The organism is Cellulomonas sp. ES6, from assembly GCF_030053835.1.
Lineage (GTDB): Bacteria > Actinomycetota > Actinomycetes > Actinomycetales > Cellulomonadaceae > Cellulomonas.
In genome coordinates, this window is the sequence record NZ_CP125655.1 from 2,311,652 (window position 1) to 2,328,289 (window position 16,638).

A 16,638-nucleotide genomic window follows, 5' to 3' on the forward strand; every position below is an offset into this window, starting at 1 on the left:
GTCGTGACCATCGCGCTGCGCTACGCCGCCCGGTCCGACGTGGGGCTGGTCCGGTCGAACAACCAGGACTCCGCCTACGCGGGGCCGCACCTGCTGGTCGTCGCGGACGGCATGGGCGGGCACGCGGGCGGCGACGTGGCCTCGTCGGTGGCGATCGCGGCGCTGGCGCCCCTGGACGGGGAGTCCCACGGCCCCGACGACGCGCTGGACGAGCTGGAGCGCGCGCTGGAGGAGGCCCGCGAGGAGATCATCAGCCGCTCGGAGGCCAACCCGGAGCTCGCGGGGATGGGCACGACGGTCACGGCCATCCTGCGGGCCGGCAACAAGCTCGCGATGGTGCACCTCGGCGACTCGCGCGGCTACCTGCTGCGCGACGGGGTGCTGACGCAGGTCACGACCGACCACACGTTCGTCCAGCACCTGGTCAACACCGGCAAGATCACGCCGGAGGAGGCCGAGCACCACCCGCAGCGGTCGGTCGTCATGCGGGTGCTCGGGGACTTCGACGTCGACATCGCGCCGGACCTGTCCGTGCGGGAGGCGCGGGCGGGCGACCGCTGGCTGCTGTGCTCCGACGGGCTGTCGGGCTTCGTCAGCGGGGACACGATCGCCCAGACGCTGCACGACATCGCGGACGTCGACACCTGCGCCGAGCGGCTCGTGCAGCTCGCGCTGCGGGCCGGCGGCGGCGACAACGTCACCGTCGTGGTCGCGGACGTGCTGGAGCTCGACCAGGTCCGCGACGGCGCGGGCCCCCGGACGAACGCCGTGGTGGTCGGCTCGGCCGCGGTGACCCGCAACCGCCCGACGTCCGCGCAGGACGGGCCGGCCGCCCGCGCCGCGGAGCTGTCCCGGCAGGCGGCGGCGAGCACCCCCGGCGGCGGCGTCCCGGCGGTCGAGGACGACGAGGACGACCAGGACGAGCGCCGCGCCCGCCGCCGGCGCCGCATCCGCGGGACCGTCGTGACCCTGCTCGCGGTGCTGCTGCTCGCCGCCGGCGCCACCGGGTTCTACCGCTGGACGCAGACGCAGTACTACGTCGGCGTCGACGGCGAGGTCGTGGCGATCTACCGCGGCATCCCGCAGTCCATCGGGCCGCTGACGTTGTCCGACGTGGTGGAGCGGACCGAGCTGGCGGTCGACGACCTCCCCGGCTTCGTGCGCGACCGCGTGGAGCAGACCATCCACACCGCCTCGCTCGCGGACGCCCGCACCCGCGTGGACGCCCTCGCGGAGGACGCTGCCGCCGAGCAGCCGGACCCGGAGCCGACGCGCACCCCGCGCCCGACGTCGTCCGCCCGCCCGACCGGCACGGCGGCCCCCTGATGGCGACCGTGGAGGCGCACCGCGTGCGCGCCGGTCGCGGGACGGAGCTCGGGCTGATCGCGGTGGCCCTGGTCATCGCGGTCTCCGCGTACGCCCTGGTCGGCCTGGGCGCGACGGACGAGCTGCCCGCCGACGTGCTCGGGTACGGAGCGGGCATGGCCGGCCTGGCGCTGCTCGTGCACGTGGTGCTGCGCTGGCGCGCCCCCTACGCGGACCCCGTGATCCTGCCGGTCGTCATCGCGCTGAACGGCATCGGCCTGGCGATGATCTACCGGATCGACCTCGCGCGGGAGGCGCGCGGCGGCACGGAGATGTTCGCCGGCAAGCAGCTCGCGTGGTCGGCGATCTCCGTGGTGCTGGCGTGCGTGCTGCTCGTCGTGCTGCGCGACCACCGGACGCTGCGCCGGTACACGTACACGGCGATGGTGGCGGCGCTCGTGCTGCTGGTGCTGCCGCTGGTCCCCGGGCTCGGGGTCGAGATCAACGGCGCGCGCATCTGGATCCGGGCGCTCGGGTTCTCGCTGCAGCCCGCCGAGCTCGCGAAGATCGCCCTGGCCGTGTTCTTCGCCGGCTACCTCGTCACCCACCGCGACACCCTGGCGCTCGCCGGGCCGAAGGTGCTCGGCCTGCAGCTGCCCCGGCTGCGGGACCTGGGCCCGATCGCCGTGGTGTGGGCCGCGTCGATCGCCCTGCTGGTGTTCCAGCGGGACCTCGGGACGTCGCTGCTGCTGTTCGGCCTGTTCGTGGCGATGCTCTACGTCGCCACCGAGCGGCTGTCCTGGATCATCATCGGCCTGCTCATGTTCGGCGGCGGTGTGGCGCTGGCCGCGTCCTCGTTCGGGCACGTGGCGGCGCGGTTCCACATCTGGCTGCACGCGCTCGACCAGGACGTCTTCGACCGCGCGCCCGGCGGCTCCGGGCAGCTCGTGCGCGGGCTGTTCGGCCTGGCCAGCGGCGGGCTGTTCGGCACCGGCTGGGGGCAGGGCCGCCCGGACCTCGTGCCGTTCGCCGAGTCGGACTTCATCGTCGCGTCGCTCGGCGAGGAGCTGGGCCTCACCGGGCTCATGGCGATCCTCGTGATGTACCTGGTGCTGAGCCAGCGCGGCCTGCGCACGGCCATCGGGGTCCGCGACGGGTTCGGCAAGCTGCTCGCCGCCGGCCTCGCGTTCGTCATCGCGTTCCAGTGCTTCGTGGTGGTCGGCGGCATCACGCGGATCATCCCGCTGACCGGCCTGACCACGCCGTTCCTCGCGTACGGAGGGTCGTCGCTGCTCGCGAACTGGCTGATCGCCGCGCTGCTGCTGCGCATCTCCGACGACGCGCGACGCCCCGCGCCCGAGGTGTCCGGCCCGCTGCTGTCGACCCCCGCCGGCGGCATCCCGCTGGACGACGAGGCCGTGGCCCCCGTGCGGGTGGCGGGCGCCAGCCCCACCGACGACCAGCCCACCGAGCGGCTGCGCCGGACGAGCGGGGGTGGTGACGCGTGAACGCCCCGCTGCGCCGCCTCGCCACGGTGGTCCTCGTGATGTTCCTCGCGCTGCTCGCCGGCACGTCCTGGGTGCAGTTCGGCCAGGCGTCGGCGCTGAACAACGACCCCCGCAACGTCCGCACGCTGTACCGGGAGTACGGCCGGCCCCGCGGGCCGATCATCGTGGCCGGGCAGACCATCGCGGAGTCGAAGCCCGTCGACGACCCGTTCGGCTACCAGCGCTCGTACCTGCAGCCCGAGCTCTACTCGACGGTGACCGGCTTCTACTCGGTGGTCAACGGCGGCACGCAGCTCGAGCGTGCCATGAACGACGTGCTGACCGGGCAGGCCGACTCCCTGTTCTGGACCCGCGTGCAGGACCTCGTGACCGGCCGCCAGCCGCAGGGCTCGTCCATCGAGCTGACGCTGGACCCCGCCGCGCAGCAGGCGGCGTTCGACGCGCTCGGCGGCCAGCAGGGCGCGGTCGTCGCGGTCGAGCCGTCGACCGGCCGGATCCTCGCGATGGTCTCGACCCCCGGGTTCGACCCGAACGCCCTGGCCACGCACGACACGACGGCCGCGAACGCCGCGTACCAGCAGCTCGCCGCCGCCGAGGGCGACCCGCTGCTCAACACGACGATCCGCGAGAACTACCCGCCCGGGTCGACGTTCAAGCTCATCACCGCCGCCGCCGCGCTGGAGTCGGGCGACTACTCCCCCGAGTCGGTGCTCGCCGCACCCGACGAGCTGACGCTGCCCGGGACGCGGACCCAGCTCCCGAACTTCGGCGGGTCGTCCTGCGGCGCGAACGAGCAGACGACGCTCGCGAACGCCCTGCGGATCTCGTGCAACACCGCGTTCGCGCAGCTCGGGGCCGACCTCGGCGACGACGCGCTGCGCGAGCAGGCGGACCGCTTCGGGTTCGACTCGGACGGCCTCACGGTGCCCATGCCGGTGTCGGCGTCGACGTTCCCGGCGGACCCGGACGCGGCGCAGACCGCGCTGTCGGCGATCGGCCAGGAGTCGGTGCGCTCGACGCCGCTGCAGATGGCGATGGTCTCCGCGGCCATCGCGAACGGCGGCACGCTCATGACGCCGTACCTGGTGCAGACCGTCCGCACGGCCGACCTCGACGTCGTCAGCGAGACCGAGCCGTCCGAGCTGTCCGACGCCGTCTCCGGCGCCACCGCGAGCGCGCTCACCGACATGATGGTCGGCGTCGTGGACTCCGGCTCCGGCACCGCCGCGCAGATCCCCGGCGTGCGGGTGGCCGGCAAGACCGGCACGGCGCAGACCGGCCGCGAGGGCGAGGCGCCGCACGCCTGGTTCACCGGCTTCGCGCCCGCGGACGACCCGCAGGTCGCGGTCGCCGTCATCGTCGAGCACGGCGGCGACGCCGGCTCCGAGGCGACCGGCGGCCGCGTGGCCGCGCCGATCGCGCGCGCCGTCATGCAGGCGGTGATCGGGCAGTGAGGCCCGCACCCGGCGTCGTCCTGGGCGGCCGCTACCGGCTGACCCGGCAGATCGCCGTCGGCGGCATGGGCGAGGTGTGGGCCGCGCACGACGAGTCCCTGCAGCGCGACGTCGCCATCAAGGTGCTGCGCGAGGAGTTCGCGGGCGACACCGGGTTCCTCGAGCGGTTCCGCACCGAGGCCCGCAACGCCGGGAGCCTGTCGCACGAGGGCATCGCCGCGCTGTTCGACTACGGGGAGCAGGACGGCTCCGCGTTCCTCGCGATGGAGCTCATCATCGGCGAGCCGATGAGCGACCTGCTGGAGCGCGAGCCCGTGCTGCCGCCGCGCCGGCTGCTGCCGATCCTGGCGCAGACCGCCCGCGCCCTGCACGCCGCCCACGAGGCCGGGGTCGTGCACCGCGACGTCAAGCCCGGCAACATCCTGCTGACGCCCACCGGCAAGGTGAAGATCACCGACTTCGGCGTCTCGCTGTCGCACAACCAGGTGCCGATGACGGCGACCGGCATGGTCATGGGCACGGCGCAGTACCTGTCCCCCGAGCAGGCCGTCGGCGGCCCCGCGACCGCGGCCTCGGACATGTACGCGCTCGGCATCGTGGCCTACGAGGCGCTCGTCGGGCACCGGCCGTTCACCGGCCCGACCGCTGTCGACATCGCGGTCGCCCACGTCAACACGCCCGTCCCGCCGCTGCCCGCGACGGTGGACCGGCAGATCGCGGCGCTCGTCATGCGGCTGCTCTCGAAGGACCCGTCGCAGCGTCCCGCGAGCGCCGAGGAGCTCGCGCGGATGTTCGACGCGCTCGTCCCGCACACGCCGGCCGGCGGCAGCCCGCCCGTGTCGATCGTGCCCGGCCGGTCGCGGTCGGCCGCGGCCGCGACGTCCGGCGCCTCCGGTCCGGCCCGCGACGCGGCCGCGCGACCCGCTGCCGCCGACACCCGGCGCGGGCGGGCCACCGGCTCCCGGCCGACCGCCGAGGGCGCGACCCGGGTCCGGGGCTCCGTGAACCCGACGGTCGCCGCGACCCCCGCGCCGCCGCCGGCGTTCGACCCCCGCACCGGTCGGCCGGTCGACCGCCCCACCTACCAGGTGGGCGGCGCGGCCCGGCCCGGCGGCGCGCACGCCCAGCCCACCACCCGCGCGCACGTGCGCGTCACCGAGCGGCCCGCGTGGCGGCGGCTGCAGGTGCGGTGGCCCCTGCTCGTGCTGGCCGTGCTGGTCGTGGCGCTGCTCGGCGCCGCGCTGGCCGACAGCCTGACGGGCGGAGACACCGGGTCGACCGGCCGCCAGGACGCCCCCGGGTACGCCCAGGCGGCAGCCGAGGGTGGGATGATCTCCGAGCACGTGCCCGGCGCAACCGCACCGGGCGCGCGAACGACGACAGCGAAGGACGCCTAGTGGTGGACGACGGATCCCGGATCCTCGCCGGACGGTACGAGGTCGGCGAGCTCATCGGCCGCGGCGGCATGGCCGAGGTGCACATCGGGCACGACGCGCGGCTCGGTCGCACCGTCGCGATCAAGATCCTGCGCTCCGACCTCGCGCGCGACCCGTCCTTCCAGGCACGGTTCCGCCGGGAGGCGCAGGCCGCGGCCGGGCTCAACCACCCGTCGATCGTCGCGGTGTACGACACCGGCGAGGACGTCTACACCGAGCCCACCGGCGCCGTCGCGCACGTGCCGTTCATCGTCATGGAGTACGTCGAGGGGCACACCGTCCGCGACATCCTCCGCGACGGCCAGGCCGTGCCGATCGAGGAGGCCATCGAGATCACCGCCGGCGTGCTGTCGGCGCTCGAGTACTCCCACCACGCCGGCATCGTGCACCGGGACATCAAGCCCGCGAACGTCATGCTGACGCCCACGGGTGCGGTCAAGGTGATGGACTTCGGCATCGCCCGGGCCGTCGCCGACTCCGCGGCCACCATGACCCAGACGCAGGCCGTCATCGGCACGGCGCAGTACCTGTCCCCCGAGCAGGCCCGCGGCGAGACCGTCGACGCCCGCTCCGACCTGTACTCCGCCGGCTGCCTGCTGTTCGAGCTGCTGACCGGCCGACCGCCGTTCGTCGGCGACTCCCCGGTGGCCGTCGCCTACCAGCACGTGCGGGAGATCGCCCCGGCGCCGTCGTCCGTCGCGTCCGACGTGCCCGAGGTGCTGGACCGGATCTGCGCGAAGGCGCTCGCGAAGGAGCGGGACGCCCGCTACTCCTCCGCGGCCGAGTTCCGCGCCGACCTCGAGGCCGCCGCCCGCGGGGGCGTCGTGACCGCTCCCCCGGTCGTCCCGGCCGCCCTCGGCGCCGGCGCCGCGACCCAGGTGCTCGGCGCCGACGCCGCCACGACCCAGCTCATGCCCGGCGACGCGCCCGCGTGGGCGCCGACGAGCCCGGGGACGGCCGTGCTGCCGCCCGCGGACCCGGAGGACGAGGAGCCGGAGAAGAAGTCGAAGCGCTGGCTGTGGATCACGCTCAGCGTGATCGCCGCGCTCGCCGTCGCCGGCCTGGTGTACCTGCTCATGCAGGACCGCACGCCGCCGGTCGAGCCGGTCACGGTCCCCACCGTCGCCGGCATGTCCGAGGACGACGCGGTCGCCGCGATCCAGGACGCCGGGCTCAACCCGGTGCGGACCGCCGAGGCGAGCACCGAGGTCGAGGCGGGCACCGTCATCAGCAGCGACCCCGCGGGCGGCGAGGAGGTCGAGGAGGGTTCCGACGTCACGTACGTCGTCTCCACCGGCCCGAGCTCCGTCGAGGTCCCGGACGTCGCCGGCCTCACCCAGGAGCAGGCGCGGCAGCAGATCGAGGAGCGTGGCCTCGTCGTCGGCAGCGTGGAGGAGGAGAACAGCCCCGACCAGGCCGGCGACCGCGCCCTGCGCACCGACCCCGCCAAGGGCCAGTCGGTCGCGGAGGGCTCCACCGTCGCGCTGTTCATCGCCTCCGGCAACGTCGAGCTGCCCGACCTGCGCGGCCAGAAGCAGGAGGACGCCGTCGCGGCGCTGAACGGCCTGAAGCTCGGGTCGAACATCCAGCAGCAGGAGACGGCCGACGCCGAGCCGGGCACCGTCATCGCGCAGGACCGGTCCGGCATCATCCCGCAGCAGACCGTCATCACGCTGACCGTGGCGGCGGCGCCCACCACGGTCCAGATCCCGTCCGACGTCGTCGGCAAGTCCGAGGAGGACGCCACCGCGCAGCTCCGCGGGCTCGGGCTCGAGGTGCAGTCGCAGGAGGCCAGCGGGCAGTTCCAGAACGCGGAGCCCGGCGAGGTCGTCTCGACGTCCCCGTCGCCCGGGAGCACCGTGCAGATCGGGTCCACCGTGACGCTCAACGTCTACGCGGGGCCGTCCGGCGACAGCACCGACGCACCCTGAGACGCCGCTCGTCCCTGACGGAGGCCGGTACCCGCGCGGGTGCCGGCCTCCGTCGTCCCCGCCGGCGCTACGGCCGGACGAGCGGGTGCAGGTCCGCCGAGCGGGCGACCGCGTCGTCCGCCCCGGTCAGCGTCAGCCAGTTGGCGAGCAGCCGGTGGCCGCCCTCGGTCAGCACGGACTCCGGGTGGAACTGCACGCCGTGCAGCGGCAGCTCGCGGTGCTGCAGGCCCATGATGATGCCGTTCGCCCGGGCGGTGACCACGAGCTCGTCGGACGCGGTCCCGTCGACGACGGCCAGCGAGTGGTAGCGGGTCGCGGTGAACGGCGTCGGCAGGCCCTCGAACACGCCCTGCCCGTCGTGCGCGACCTGGCTGGTCTTGCCGTGCATCAGCTCGGGCGCGTGCGTGACCGTGCCGCCGAAGACCTCCCCGAGCGCCTGGTGACCGAGGCAGACGCCCAGCATCGGGGTGCCCGACGCCGCGCAGTCGCGGATGACCTGCATCGAGGCGCCGGCCTCGGACGGCGTGCCGGGCCCGGGCGAGACGAGCACGCCGTCGAACCCGGTGCGCTCCTCGAGGGGCGGCACGGCGTCGTTCCGCACGACCACCGTCTCGGCCCCGAGCTGGTCGAGGTAGCCGACGATCGTGTAGACGAACGAGTCGTAGTTGTCGACGACGAGGATCCGGCTCATCGGTCACTCCCCCACGGTGGTGTCGTTGAACGGCATGTACGGGGCGAGCCACGGGAACACCCAGACGAAGCACGCCGCCAGCACGCCGGCCGCGAGGACCAGCAGCACCAGCGCACGCACCACCGCCGGTCCGGGCAGGTGCCGCCACAGCCAGCCGTACATCAGGTGCCCTCCACGAGCTCGGCGGGCACACCCTCGTCGAGGGGTGCCCAGTAGTCCATCACACCGTGCACGATGTAGCGCTCGCGCGCGGAGAACATGGGGTGGCAGGTCGTCAGGGTGATGTACCGCTCGGTCGGGGCGACGCCCGGCTGGTTCGGGACGGGCTCGATGACCTGCGTCTCGTGCGGCAGCACGATCTGCGAGTCGGTGACCCGGTAGACGTACCAGGCCTCCTCGGTCCACACGACGATCGGGTCGCCCGCCTGCAGCTCCTCGATCCGGTTGAACGGCTTGCCGTACGTGGTGCGGTGCGCCGCGAGCGCGAAGTTGCCGACGCCGCCCGGCATCGCGGTGCCGTCGTAGTGCCCGACGCCGAGCGGGTTCAGCACGTTCTCGCGGTCGGTGCCCTGCGTGATGGTGCGGGTCGGCTCGCCGTCCCACCGCGGCACGCGCATGGACGCGAACGTCGTGAGGTACGGCGGCTGCTCCATGACCGGAGGGTCGTCGTACCGCGGCGTGACGATCGCCGGGCCGTCGTCGAGGTCGGCGAGCGGCTCGTCCCAGCCCTGCTCGGCCACCACGGCCGCCTGCTCCCGGTCGGCGACCACGTCGGTCCACCACAGCTGCCACGCGAGGAACGCGAGCAGCAGCACGCCGGCGGTGATGAGCAGCTCGCCGAGCACGCCCACGGCGCCGAGCACGACGCCGGCGCCCCGGCGGGGCGGTCCCGCGGTCCCCGCCGACCCGCGGGACGCCCGGCGGCGCGTCCCCGGCCCGGGCGTCGTCCGCGTCGTGCCCGGGGCGCCGCCCTCACCGGGCCGGTCGGGTTCGCCGCGCTCGCCGAGGGGCGGCCACGTGGCCTCCGTCCCGCTCATCCCCCGGTGTCCTCCCGCCGGCTCTGCGCGCCGGTCGCGGTGCTGCTGCCCGCGACGAGCCCGGGCAGCACCTCCGTGCCCGGCGGCACGCTGGCGTACCTCATGTCGACGGACCCATCGTAGGCGGGCACCTGGACGCCGCCGTCCGGCTCGGTCACGGCCCAGCCGAGTCCCACGGCGTCCACCCACGTCCGGTACGCGCGCACGGCCGGGTCGGCGTCGAGCGCGGCGAGCAGCTCCTCCGGGTCGCCGACCGCGGTGACGACGTACGGCGGCGAGTACCGGCGGCCCTGGAGCGAGAGCACGTTGCCGATGCACTGGAACGCGCTGGTCGAGATCACGCGCTGGTCCATGAGCGCCATCGCCTCGGCGCCGCCCGCCCAGAGCGCGTTGATGACGGCCTGCAGGTCCTGCTGGTGGACCACCAGGTCGTCCGGCCCGGTGCCGGCGGGGCGCGGACCGTCCGCCGGCGCGTCGTCCAGGCTCACCGTGATGCCGGTCCCGGTGACCGCGACCTTGCCGGAGGCGACGTCGAACGCCGCGCCGGCCGACTGCCACTCGAGGCCCACGGTGTCGGTCTGCTCCTGCGTGAGCGCGTCGACCTGGGCGCGCAGCGCCGCGACCTCGTCGGCGAGCCGCTCCCGTCGGGCGTCCTCGTTGGCCTGCAGCCCCTGGAGGTCCTGCGGCTGGCGGGTGTCCGTGCCGGCCGAGAGCCGGGCGTTGGCCGTGAAGAGGGCGCCGGCGAGCGCCATGACCAGCGCGACGGACGCGGTGCCCCGCAGCGCCCGCCCGCGCCGCTGCCGGGTGAGGCGGTGCTGGGCGCGCTCGCGCGCGGCGTGCAGGCGCGCGGAGACCTCGTCGTCGCGGGCACCGGAGGGCGACGCCGCGGCGTCCGCGGCGTGGGCGCCGTGGGCCCGGCGCTCGGGGTGCTCGTCAGGCACGCTTCTCCCCCTCGGTGTCGCCACTACGCTAGGCCACGACGGCGCCCCGCAGGTGTGCGTCCACAGCGGGTCGTGCGCGGATCGGGCGCACGTCCGACGGTCGAGGTCAGGAGCATCCCCGTGCCCAAGTCGAGGACGCGGCAGAAGTCGCACTACACCGCGCCGCCCGAGAAGTCCGCAGGACCCGGCGTCAACCCGCCGTGGTTCGTGCCGGTGCTGGGCGGGCTGCTGCTGCTCGGCCTGCTCTGGATCGTCGTCACGTACCTCACGGGGTTCGACTACCCGGTCCCCGGCATCCGGTCGTGGAACCTGGCGATCGGCTTCGCGTTCGCGCTCGGCGGCCTCGGGATGGCCACCCGCTGGAAGTAGCGGCGGTCCCGCCCGGCGCAGGCTCGGACGACGACGTCCGGAGCCTCGCCGGTGGTGTGCCGGCCGGTCGTGCGCGGCGTCGACCACAGCGCCGTCCCCAGCCGCGGACCCGTTGTCCCCAGGCACGCGACCGCGATGTCCCCAGGGGTGCACAACCCTGTGGATAACTACACGGGTGTAGTTCCACAGCTGTGAGCAACGCTGGGGACGGGCGTCAGACCGCCCCGTAGCTCACCAGGACGGCCGCTGCCAGCAGCACCGCCACCCCCGCGCACGCGCCGACCGCCACCGGCAGCCGGCGCTCGCGCGGCGCGTACGCGAACGCCGTCCCGAGCGCGGCACCCACCACGAGACCGCCGAGGTGCGCCTGCCAGGCCACGCCCGGGAGCACGAAGCCGAGCACCGCGTTGATCACCAGGACGCCGACGATGCCGCCCGCGCTGCGTCCCGTGCGACGCAGCACCACGAGGACCGCGCCGAACAGGCCGAACACCGCCCCCGACGCCCCCACGAGCCACGTGAACCAGCTCAGCGAGTCCGGCGACGCGAGCAGCAGGAACATGACCGACCCGCCGACGGCGCTCAGCAGGTACAGCGCGAGGAACCGCCACCGCCCGAGCATCGCCTCGAGGAACGGCCCGACGGACCACAGCGCCACCATGTTGAACACGATGTGCAGGATCTGGTTCTGGGAGTGCAGGAACGCCGCCGTGAGGAACCGCCACGGCTCCGTCTCCCCCAGCACCGGCGCGAACGCCAGGCGCTGCGTCCAGCCCGGCACGGTCAGCTGGAGGACGTACGACAGGACGCACAGCGCGATGAGCGTGTACGTCACCACGGGGGTGCGGCCGGTGACGGCTCCCCCGAAGGCGGTGCGTGCGGGACGGGTCTGACGCGCCGCGTCCCGCACGCAGTCGACGCACTGGATGCCCACCGCAGCCGGTCGCTGGCACTCCGGGCACGTCGGCCTGCCGCACCGCTGGCACCGCACGTAGGCGATGCGGTCGGGGTGCCGCGGGCAGACCGGCGGGGGAGCGGGAGCGGGGACCGGCTGCGGCTGGGTCATCGGGGCGTCAGGGCTCGATGGTCACCGACTGGATCACGACGTCCTCGACCGGCCGGTCGCCCGGGCGGGTGCGGGTGGTCGCGATCGCGTCGACGACGGCGCGGGACTCGTCGTCCGCCACCTTGCCGAAGATCGTGTGCTTGCCGTTGAGGTGCGGCGTCGCGGTCACGGTGATGAAGAACTGCGAGCCGTTCGTGCCGCCGACCTGGCCGGTGACCGGGTCGCGGCGCAGGCCCGCGTTCGCCATGGCCAGCAGGTACGGCTCGGAGAACCGCAGCTCGGGGTGGATCTCGTCGTCGAACGTGTACCCCGGGCCGCCGGTGCCGCGCCCGAGCGGGTCGCCGCCCTGGATCATGAAGCCGTCGATGACACGGTGGAAGACGACGCCGTCGTACAGCGGCGTGCCGGTGCGGGGCTCGCCGGTCGCGGGGTCGGTCCACTCCTTCTCACCGGTGGCGAGGCCGCGGAAGTTCTCCACGGTCCGCGGGGCGTGGTTCGGGAAGAGCTCCAGGCGGATGTCGCCACGGTTCGTGTGCAGGGTCGCGTGCATGCCCGTCATCCTGTCACGCCGGGCCGTGGGGCGACCCCGTGAGGGTCCCGTGTTCACGGGCGACGAACACAGCCCTGCCACCTGCGCGAAGAGCCCGACGGTGGCAGAGTGGGACGTCAACGGACCACCCCTGAGGGAGAGTGTGGACATGGCCTTCCTGACTCGACGGAGCAAGCTCGAGACCGTCACCGACCACCTGACCTCCGAGCGCCTCAAGGACCAGGCCGCCGACGTGGGCGCAGCCCTCGCGGACGCCGGGAGCAAGGCCGCCGACGGCGCCGGCAAGCTGGCCGCCACCGCGAAGGTGCAGGCAGCCGAGGCAGCGGTCGCCGCGAAGGGCGCCGCCGGGCACGCCGTCGAGTGGACGCAGCCGCGCGTCGAGGCCGCGATCGAGTGGCTGATCCCGCGGATCGACCACCTGTACAAGGAGAGCGTCAAGGCCGCGGCCCCGCGCGTCGAGAAGGCCGCGGTGAAGGCCGGCCCGGTCATCGACACCGCGCACGACAAGCTCGTCGACGAGCTGCTGCCCAAGCTCGTCGCGGCCGTGAACGAGGCCGCCGAGCGCGCCGGTTCCGCGGTCGAGCACGTCGCCGACAAGGGCGCGGACGCCTCCAAGGCCCGTGCCGCCGCCGCGGCCGCGGCCGTCGCCGCCGCGGCGAAGCAGTCCCAGAAGAAGAAGCACACGGGCGCCAAGCGGTTCTTCCTGGTCGCGGCCCTGGCCGGTGCGGGCGCCGCGGCGTTCGCCTGGACCCGCTCGCGGACGACCACGGACCCGTGGGCCGAGCCGTGGGAGCCGGAGGCCCCGGCGGCCGACCAGCTCCGCGCCCGTGCCGGTGACGCCGCCGAGGCCGTCGGCGAGGCGGCCGGCGAGGCCGTCGCCCGGGGCCGCGAGGCGACCAAGAAGGCCGCCGAGAAGGTCGCCGAGGTCCGCGACGACGTCGAGGAGCGCGTCGCCGACGCGACCGAGAAGGTCAGCGAGGCGACCAAGAAGGCGACGCAGCGCCGTGCAGCGCCGAAGAAGCCCGACGCCGCGGCGGAGGCCGAGAAGCCGGAGGCCTGAGCCTCCCGGCGCGCGCCGCAGCACGACCCGGACGGCCCGGCACCGCGCAGGTGCCGGGCCGTCGCGCGTCCGGGACCGGGGGACTCAGGTCCTGCTGATACCCCCTGGGGTATCGGTACGGTCGGAGTCGCACACCGGGCAGAAGGAGTGGGTCATGAAGATCGTCGTCGTCGGGGGCGTCGCCGCGGGCGCCTCGGTGGCCGCGCGGGCACGCCGCCTCGACGAGCACGCCGAGATCGTCGTGCTCGAGCGCGGGCGCCACGTGTCGTTCGCGAACTGCGGGCTGCCGTACCACGTCGGCGAGGTCATCGCGGAGCGCGAGCGGCTGCTGCTGCAGACCCCGGCGTCCCTCCGGGAGAGCCTCGACATCGACGTCCGCGTCGCCCAGGAGGTCCTCGCCATCGACCCCGCGGCCCGGCGTGTGCGCGTACTGGACCGCGACACCGGCCGCGAGTACACCGAGGACTACGACGCCCTCGCGCTGTGCCCCGGGGCCGATCCGGTCCGGCCGGCGCTGCCCGGGGCCGACCTCCCCGAGGTGATGGTGCTGCGCCGGGTCGGCGACATGGACCGCATCAAGGCGCGGGTCGACGAGGCGCTGGCGGCGCACGGTCGCGGCGAGCGCGGGCCCGTCCGCGCCGTCGTCGTCGGCGCCGGGTACATCGGGCTCGAGACCGCCGAGAACCTGCACCACCGAGGCGTCCGCGTCGCGGTGGTCGAGACGGCGGACCAGATCCTCCCGCCGGTCGACCGGGAGATCGCCGTCCCCGTCGAGCAGCACCTGCGCAGCCGCGGCGTCGAGCTGCACCTGTCGACCGCGGCCGCGGCGTTCGTCGCGCGGCCCGACGGCGGTGTCGACGTGGAGCTCACATCCGCGCGCACCCTGCGCGCCGACCTCGTCGTGCTCGCGGTGGGCGTGCGGCCGGCGGCGGGCCTCGCCCGGGACGCAGGGCTGGAGATCGGCGAGCGCGGCGGCGTCGTGGTGGACGAGCAGATGCGGACCAGCGACCCGCACATCTGGGCCGCGGGCGACGTGGTCGAGACCCCGCACACCGTGCTGCCGGGACGCTGGCTCCAGCCGCTCGCCGGGCCCGCCAACCGGCAGGGCCGCGTGGCGGCCGAGAGCATCTGCGGCCGCGACACCCGCTACCGGTCGACGCAGGGCACGTCCGTGGTGAAGGTCTTCGACATGGTGGCGGGCGGCACCGGCGCGACGGAGCGCCAGCTGCGGGAGCTCGGCGTCCCCTACCGCGCCGTGCACGTGCACCCGTCCGGTCACGCCGGCTACTACCCCGGCACCGCGATGATGCACCTCAAGGTGCTGTTCGACCCGGCCACCGGACGGCTGCTGGGAGGCCAGGCCTCGGGATTCGACGGCGTCGACAAGCGGCTGGACGTCCTCGCGGTCGCGCTCCGCGCCGGGCTGACCGTCGAGGACCTGGAGGAGGCCGAGCTGGCGTACGCCCCGCCGTTCGGGTCGGCCAAGGACCCGGTGAACATGGCCGCGTTCGTGGCGGCCAACACACGCCGGGGTGACCTCGACCTCTGGTACGCCCAGGACTACCCGCAGGCCGTGGACGGCGCGCGGCTCGTGGACGTGCGCACCGCCGAGGAGTTCGCCCTCTGGCACCTGCCGGGCGCCGAGAACGTCCCGCTCGCGACTCTGCGGGACGCGAGCGCCGGCTGGGACCGGTCGGTGCCGGTGCGGCTGTACTGCGCGGTCGGCTTCCGGTCGTACCTCGCGCACCGGGTGCTGGTGCAGCGCGGCTTCGACGACGTCCGGACGCTGTCCGGCGGGTCGACGACGTTCCGGGCGTGGCACCACGTCCCGAGCGGGCCCGCACCGCAGGAGCCGGAGATCCCGTACGCCGCTCCGCCGGCGTCACGCACGGTGCCCGAGCCCGAGGCGGCGAGGGAGACGACCGGCCGGCTCGTGGAGCTCGACTGCACCGGGCTCGCGTGCCCTGGGCCGATCATGCGCCTCGCGGAGACGGTGCGGGACCTGGCCCCCGGGGACGACGTCGAGATCCGTGTCTCCGACCCGGGGTTCGCGCTGGACGGTCCGGCGTGGGCGGCCGCGCAGGGGCACGAGCTGCTGAGCATGGAGCCCGAGGGTCCCGGGTTCCGCGCACGGTTCCGGGCGGGGGCGGCGGTCACACCGGTCGCACCGGTGGCAGCGCCGCCGGACGGGGTGTCGTTCGTGGTGTTCAGCGGTGATCTCGACAAGGTGCTCGCCGCGTTCATCATCGCGAACGGCGCTCTCGCCATGGGCAAGCCGGTGTCGATGTTCTTCACGTTCTGGGGCCTCAACGCCCTGCGGCGGGCAGACGCGCCGACGCGTCCCAAGGGCGTCACCGACCGGATGCTCGCCGCGATGATGCCCTCCGGACCGGACTCCCTGACCCTGTCGCAGATGCACCTGGGCGGGGCCGGCACGGCCATGATCAAGAAGGTGATGCGCGACCACGCCGTGCCCTCCCTGCCCCAGCTCCTGGAGTCCGCGGTGAGCGGGGGCGCCGAGCTGACGGCGTGCACGATGAGCATGGACCTCATGGGCATCGCCGCGAGCGACCTCGTGGACGGCGTGCGGTTCGGCGGGGTGGCCTCGTTCCTGGGGGCGGCGGATCGGTCCGGCACGACCCTGTTCATCTGATCCGGCGGAGGTCCGCCCGGCCGCGTGGCCCCGGCCGACGTCAGCCGGCGTCCGTCGCCGGCACCCGCTCCTGCGGGTCCCCGGGCGGCAGGACGACGCCGGCCGGCCGCTCCGCCGCCGCGTCCCGCGCCGCGCGCCGGCGCTCGATCGGGGCGTGCGCCCAGGCCCGCGCACCGCCCGCGACGACCCCGCCGAGCAGCGCGTAGACGACGGCGGTCGCCGGCGCGGTGGCGAGGGTGAGGAGGCCGCCGGTCACGGCCCCGGCGACCGCGAACCAGGCAGCCGCCCGCGGTGCGGTCGTCCCCGCCGGCACCTGCCGCGCCACGACGACGCCGACCGGGAACCCGACGACGAGCGTCACCAGCGCGTGCACGAGCCACACGAACGCCATGAGGCCGGCGGCGCCGTCGTCGTGCGACCCCACGGCCACAGCCACGGTGGCGAGGACCGCGAGCGCGGCGACGACGGCCTGGCACCGCAGCTGGACGTCCCACGCGTCCCGCGCCGCACGGCCTGTGCGCCCGGAGCCCGGCGGGCCGGGGTAGGTGGCGCCCGGGACGGTCGGGTGGGGATCGGTCATGGCGGCCACCGTAGCCCGCGCGCGTGCGGCGTCGGGGTGCATCGACCTGCCAGGGGG

General features: G+C 74.8%; 15 protein-coding genes. 8 read left to right on the forward strand and 7 right to left on the reverse strand.

Annotated elements, in window-relative coordinates; genetic code table 11:
• Nucleotides 1-3: 3 nt before the first annotated feature.
• From P9841_RS10905 to pknB, 5 genes are read left to right on the forward strand one after another with little or no spacing between them, the layout of a single operon-like run.
• A complete protein-coding gene (locus P9841_RS10905; RefSeq protein WP_283318717.1) occupies nucleotides 4-1,326 on the forward strand; it encodes a Stp1/IreP family PP2C-type Ser/Thr phosphatase in 1,323 nt (440 codons plus the stop codon).
• Nucleotides 1,326-2,813 (forward strand): FtsW/RodA/SpoVE family cell cycle protein, encoded by a 1,488-nt coding sequence (locus P9841_RS10910; RefSeq protein WP_283318718.1) that lies wholly within the window; start codon nucleotides 1,326-1,328, stop codon nucleotides 2,811-2,813. Before P9841_RS10905 ends, P9841_RS10910 begins: the two co-directional genes overlap by 1 nt.
• Complete coding sequence (locus tag P9841_RS10915; RefSeq protein WP_283318719.1) at nucleotides 2,810-4,267, forward strand: peptidoglycan D,D-transpeptidase FtsI family protein; 1,458 nt, start codon at nucleotides 2,810-2,812, stop codon at nucleotides 4,265-4,267. Before P9841_RS10910 ends, P9841_RS10915 begins: the two co-directional genes overlap by 4 nt.
• On the forward strand, nucleotides 4,264-5,664 hold the full coding sequence (locus tag P9841_RS10920; protein ID WP_283318720.1) for a serine/threonine-protein kinase: 1,401 nt from the start codon (nucleotides 4,264-4,266) through the stop codon (nucleotides 5,662-5,664). Before P9841_RS10915 ends, P9841_RS10920 begins: the two co-directional genes overlap by 4 nt.
• A complete protein-coding gene (gene pknB / locus P9841_RS10925; protein ID WP_283318721.1) occupies nucleotides 5,664-7,634 on the forward strand; it encodes a Stk1 family PASTA domain-containing Ser/Thr kinase in 1,971 nt (656 codons plus the stop codon). Before P9841_RS10920 ends, pknB begins: the two co-directional genes overlap by 1 nt.
• A 67-nt stretch (nucleotides 7,635-7,701) precedes the next feature.
• Here the strand turns inward: pknB and P9841_RS10930 are convergent, their stop codons facing one another.
• From P9841_RS10930 to P9841_RS10945, 4 genes are read right to left on the reverse strand one after another with little or no spacing between them, the layout of a single operon-like run.
• Nucleotides 7,702-8,325 carry an aminodeoxychorismate/anthranilate synthase component II gene (locus P9841_RS10930; RefSeq protein WP_283318722.1) on the reverse strand — a complete coding sequence of 208 codons (624 nt, stop codon included), beginning with the start codon at nucleotides 8,323-8,325 and terminating at the stop codon, nucleotides 7,702-7,704.
• Nucleotides 8,326-8,328: 3 nt separating this feature from the next.
• Nucleotides 8,329-8,487 carry a hypothetical protein gene (locus P9841_RS10935; protein WP_283318723.1) on the reverse strand — a complete coding sequence of 53 codons (159 nt, stop codon included), beginning with the start codon at nucleotides 8,485-8,487 and terminating at the stop codon, nucleotides 8,329-8,331.
• Nucleotides 8,487-9,362, reverse strand: coding sequence for a class E sortase (locus tag P9841_RS10940; RefSeq protein ID WP_283318724.1), 876 nt, complete (start codon nucleotides 9,360-9,362; stop codon nucleotides 8,487-8,489). The genes P9841_RS10935 and P9841_RS10940 overlap by 1 nt, the downstream gene beginning before the upstream one ends.
• Complete coding sequence (locus tag P9841_RS10945; RefSeq protein WP_283318725.1) at nucleotides 9,359-10,303, reverse strand: DUF881 domain-containing protein; 945 nt, start codon at nucleotides 10,301-10,303, stop codon at nucleotides 9,359-9,361. The genes P9841_RS10940 and P9841_RS10945 overlap by 4 nt, the downstream gene beginning before the upstream one ends.
• A gap of 120 nt (nucleotides 10,304-10,423) precedes the next feature.
• On the opposite strand from P9841_RS10945, the gene P9841_RS10950 reads away from it, so the two are divergent.
• Complete coding sequence (locus tag P9841_RS10950; protein ID WP_222170895.1) at nucleotides 10,424-10,672, forward strand: cell division protein CrgA; 249 nt, start codon at nucleotides 10,424-10,426, stop codon at nucleotides 10,670-10,672.
• Nucleotides 10,673-10,886: 214 nt separating this feature from the next.
• On the opposite strand, the gene P9841_RS10955 is transcribed toward P9841_RS10950, so the two are convergent.
• Together P9841_RS10955 and P9841_RS10960 are read right to left on the reverse strand one after the other, a co-directional pair.
• Nucleotides 10,887-11,606, reverse strand: a complete 720-nt coding sequence (locus P9841_RS10955; protein ID WP_349306890.1) for a rhomboid family intramembrane serine protease — start codon at nucleotides 11,604-11,606, stop codon at nucleotides 10,887-10,889.
• Nucleotides 11,607-11,745: 139 nt separating this feature from the next.
• Nucleotides 11,746-12,288, reverse strand: coding sequence for a peptidylprolyl isomerase (locus P9841_RS10960; RefSeq protein ID WP_283318727.1), 543 nt, complete (start codon nucleotides 12,286-12,288; stop codon nucleotides 11,746-11,748).
• A 148-nt stretch (nucleotides 12,289-12,436) separates the two neighbouring features.
• Between P9841_RS10960 and P9841_RS10965 the strand changes: the two genes are divergently transcribed.
• Together P9841_RS10965 and P9841_RS10970 are read left to right on the forward strand one after the other, a co-directional pair.
• On the forward strand, nucleotides 12,437-13,348 hold the full coding sequence (locus P9841_RS10965) for a hypothetical protein (protein WP_283318728.1): 912 nt from the start codon (nucleotides 12,437-12,439) through the stop codon (nucleotides 13,346-13,348).
• A 154-nt stretch (nucleotides 13,349-13,502) separates the two neighbouring features.
• Complete coding sequence (locus P9841_RS10970) at nucleotides 13,503-16,001, forward strand: FAD-dependent oxidoreductase (RefSeq protein WP_283318729.1); 2,499 nt, start codon at nucleotides 13,503-13,505, stop codon at nucleotides 15,999-16,001.
• Between the two features lie 40 nt (nucleotides 16,002-16,041).
• On the opposite strand, the gene P9841_RS10975 is transcribed toward P9841_RS10970, so the two are convergent.
• Nucleotides 16,042-16,581: a hypothetical protein gene (locus P9841_RS10975; RefSeq protein ID WP_283318730.1), complete on the reverse strand. Its 540-nt coding sequence runs from the start codon at nucleotides 16,579-16,581 to the stop codon at nucleotides 16,042-16,044.
• Nucleotides 16,582-16,638: the final 57 nt, after the last annotated feature.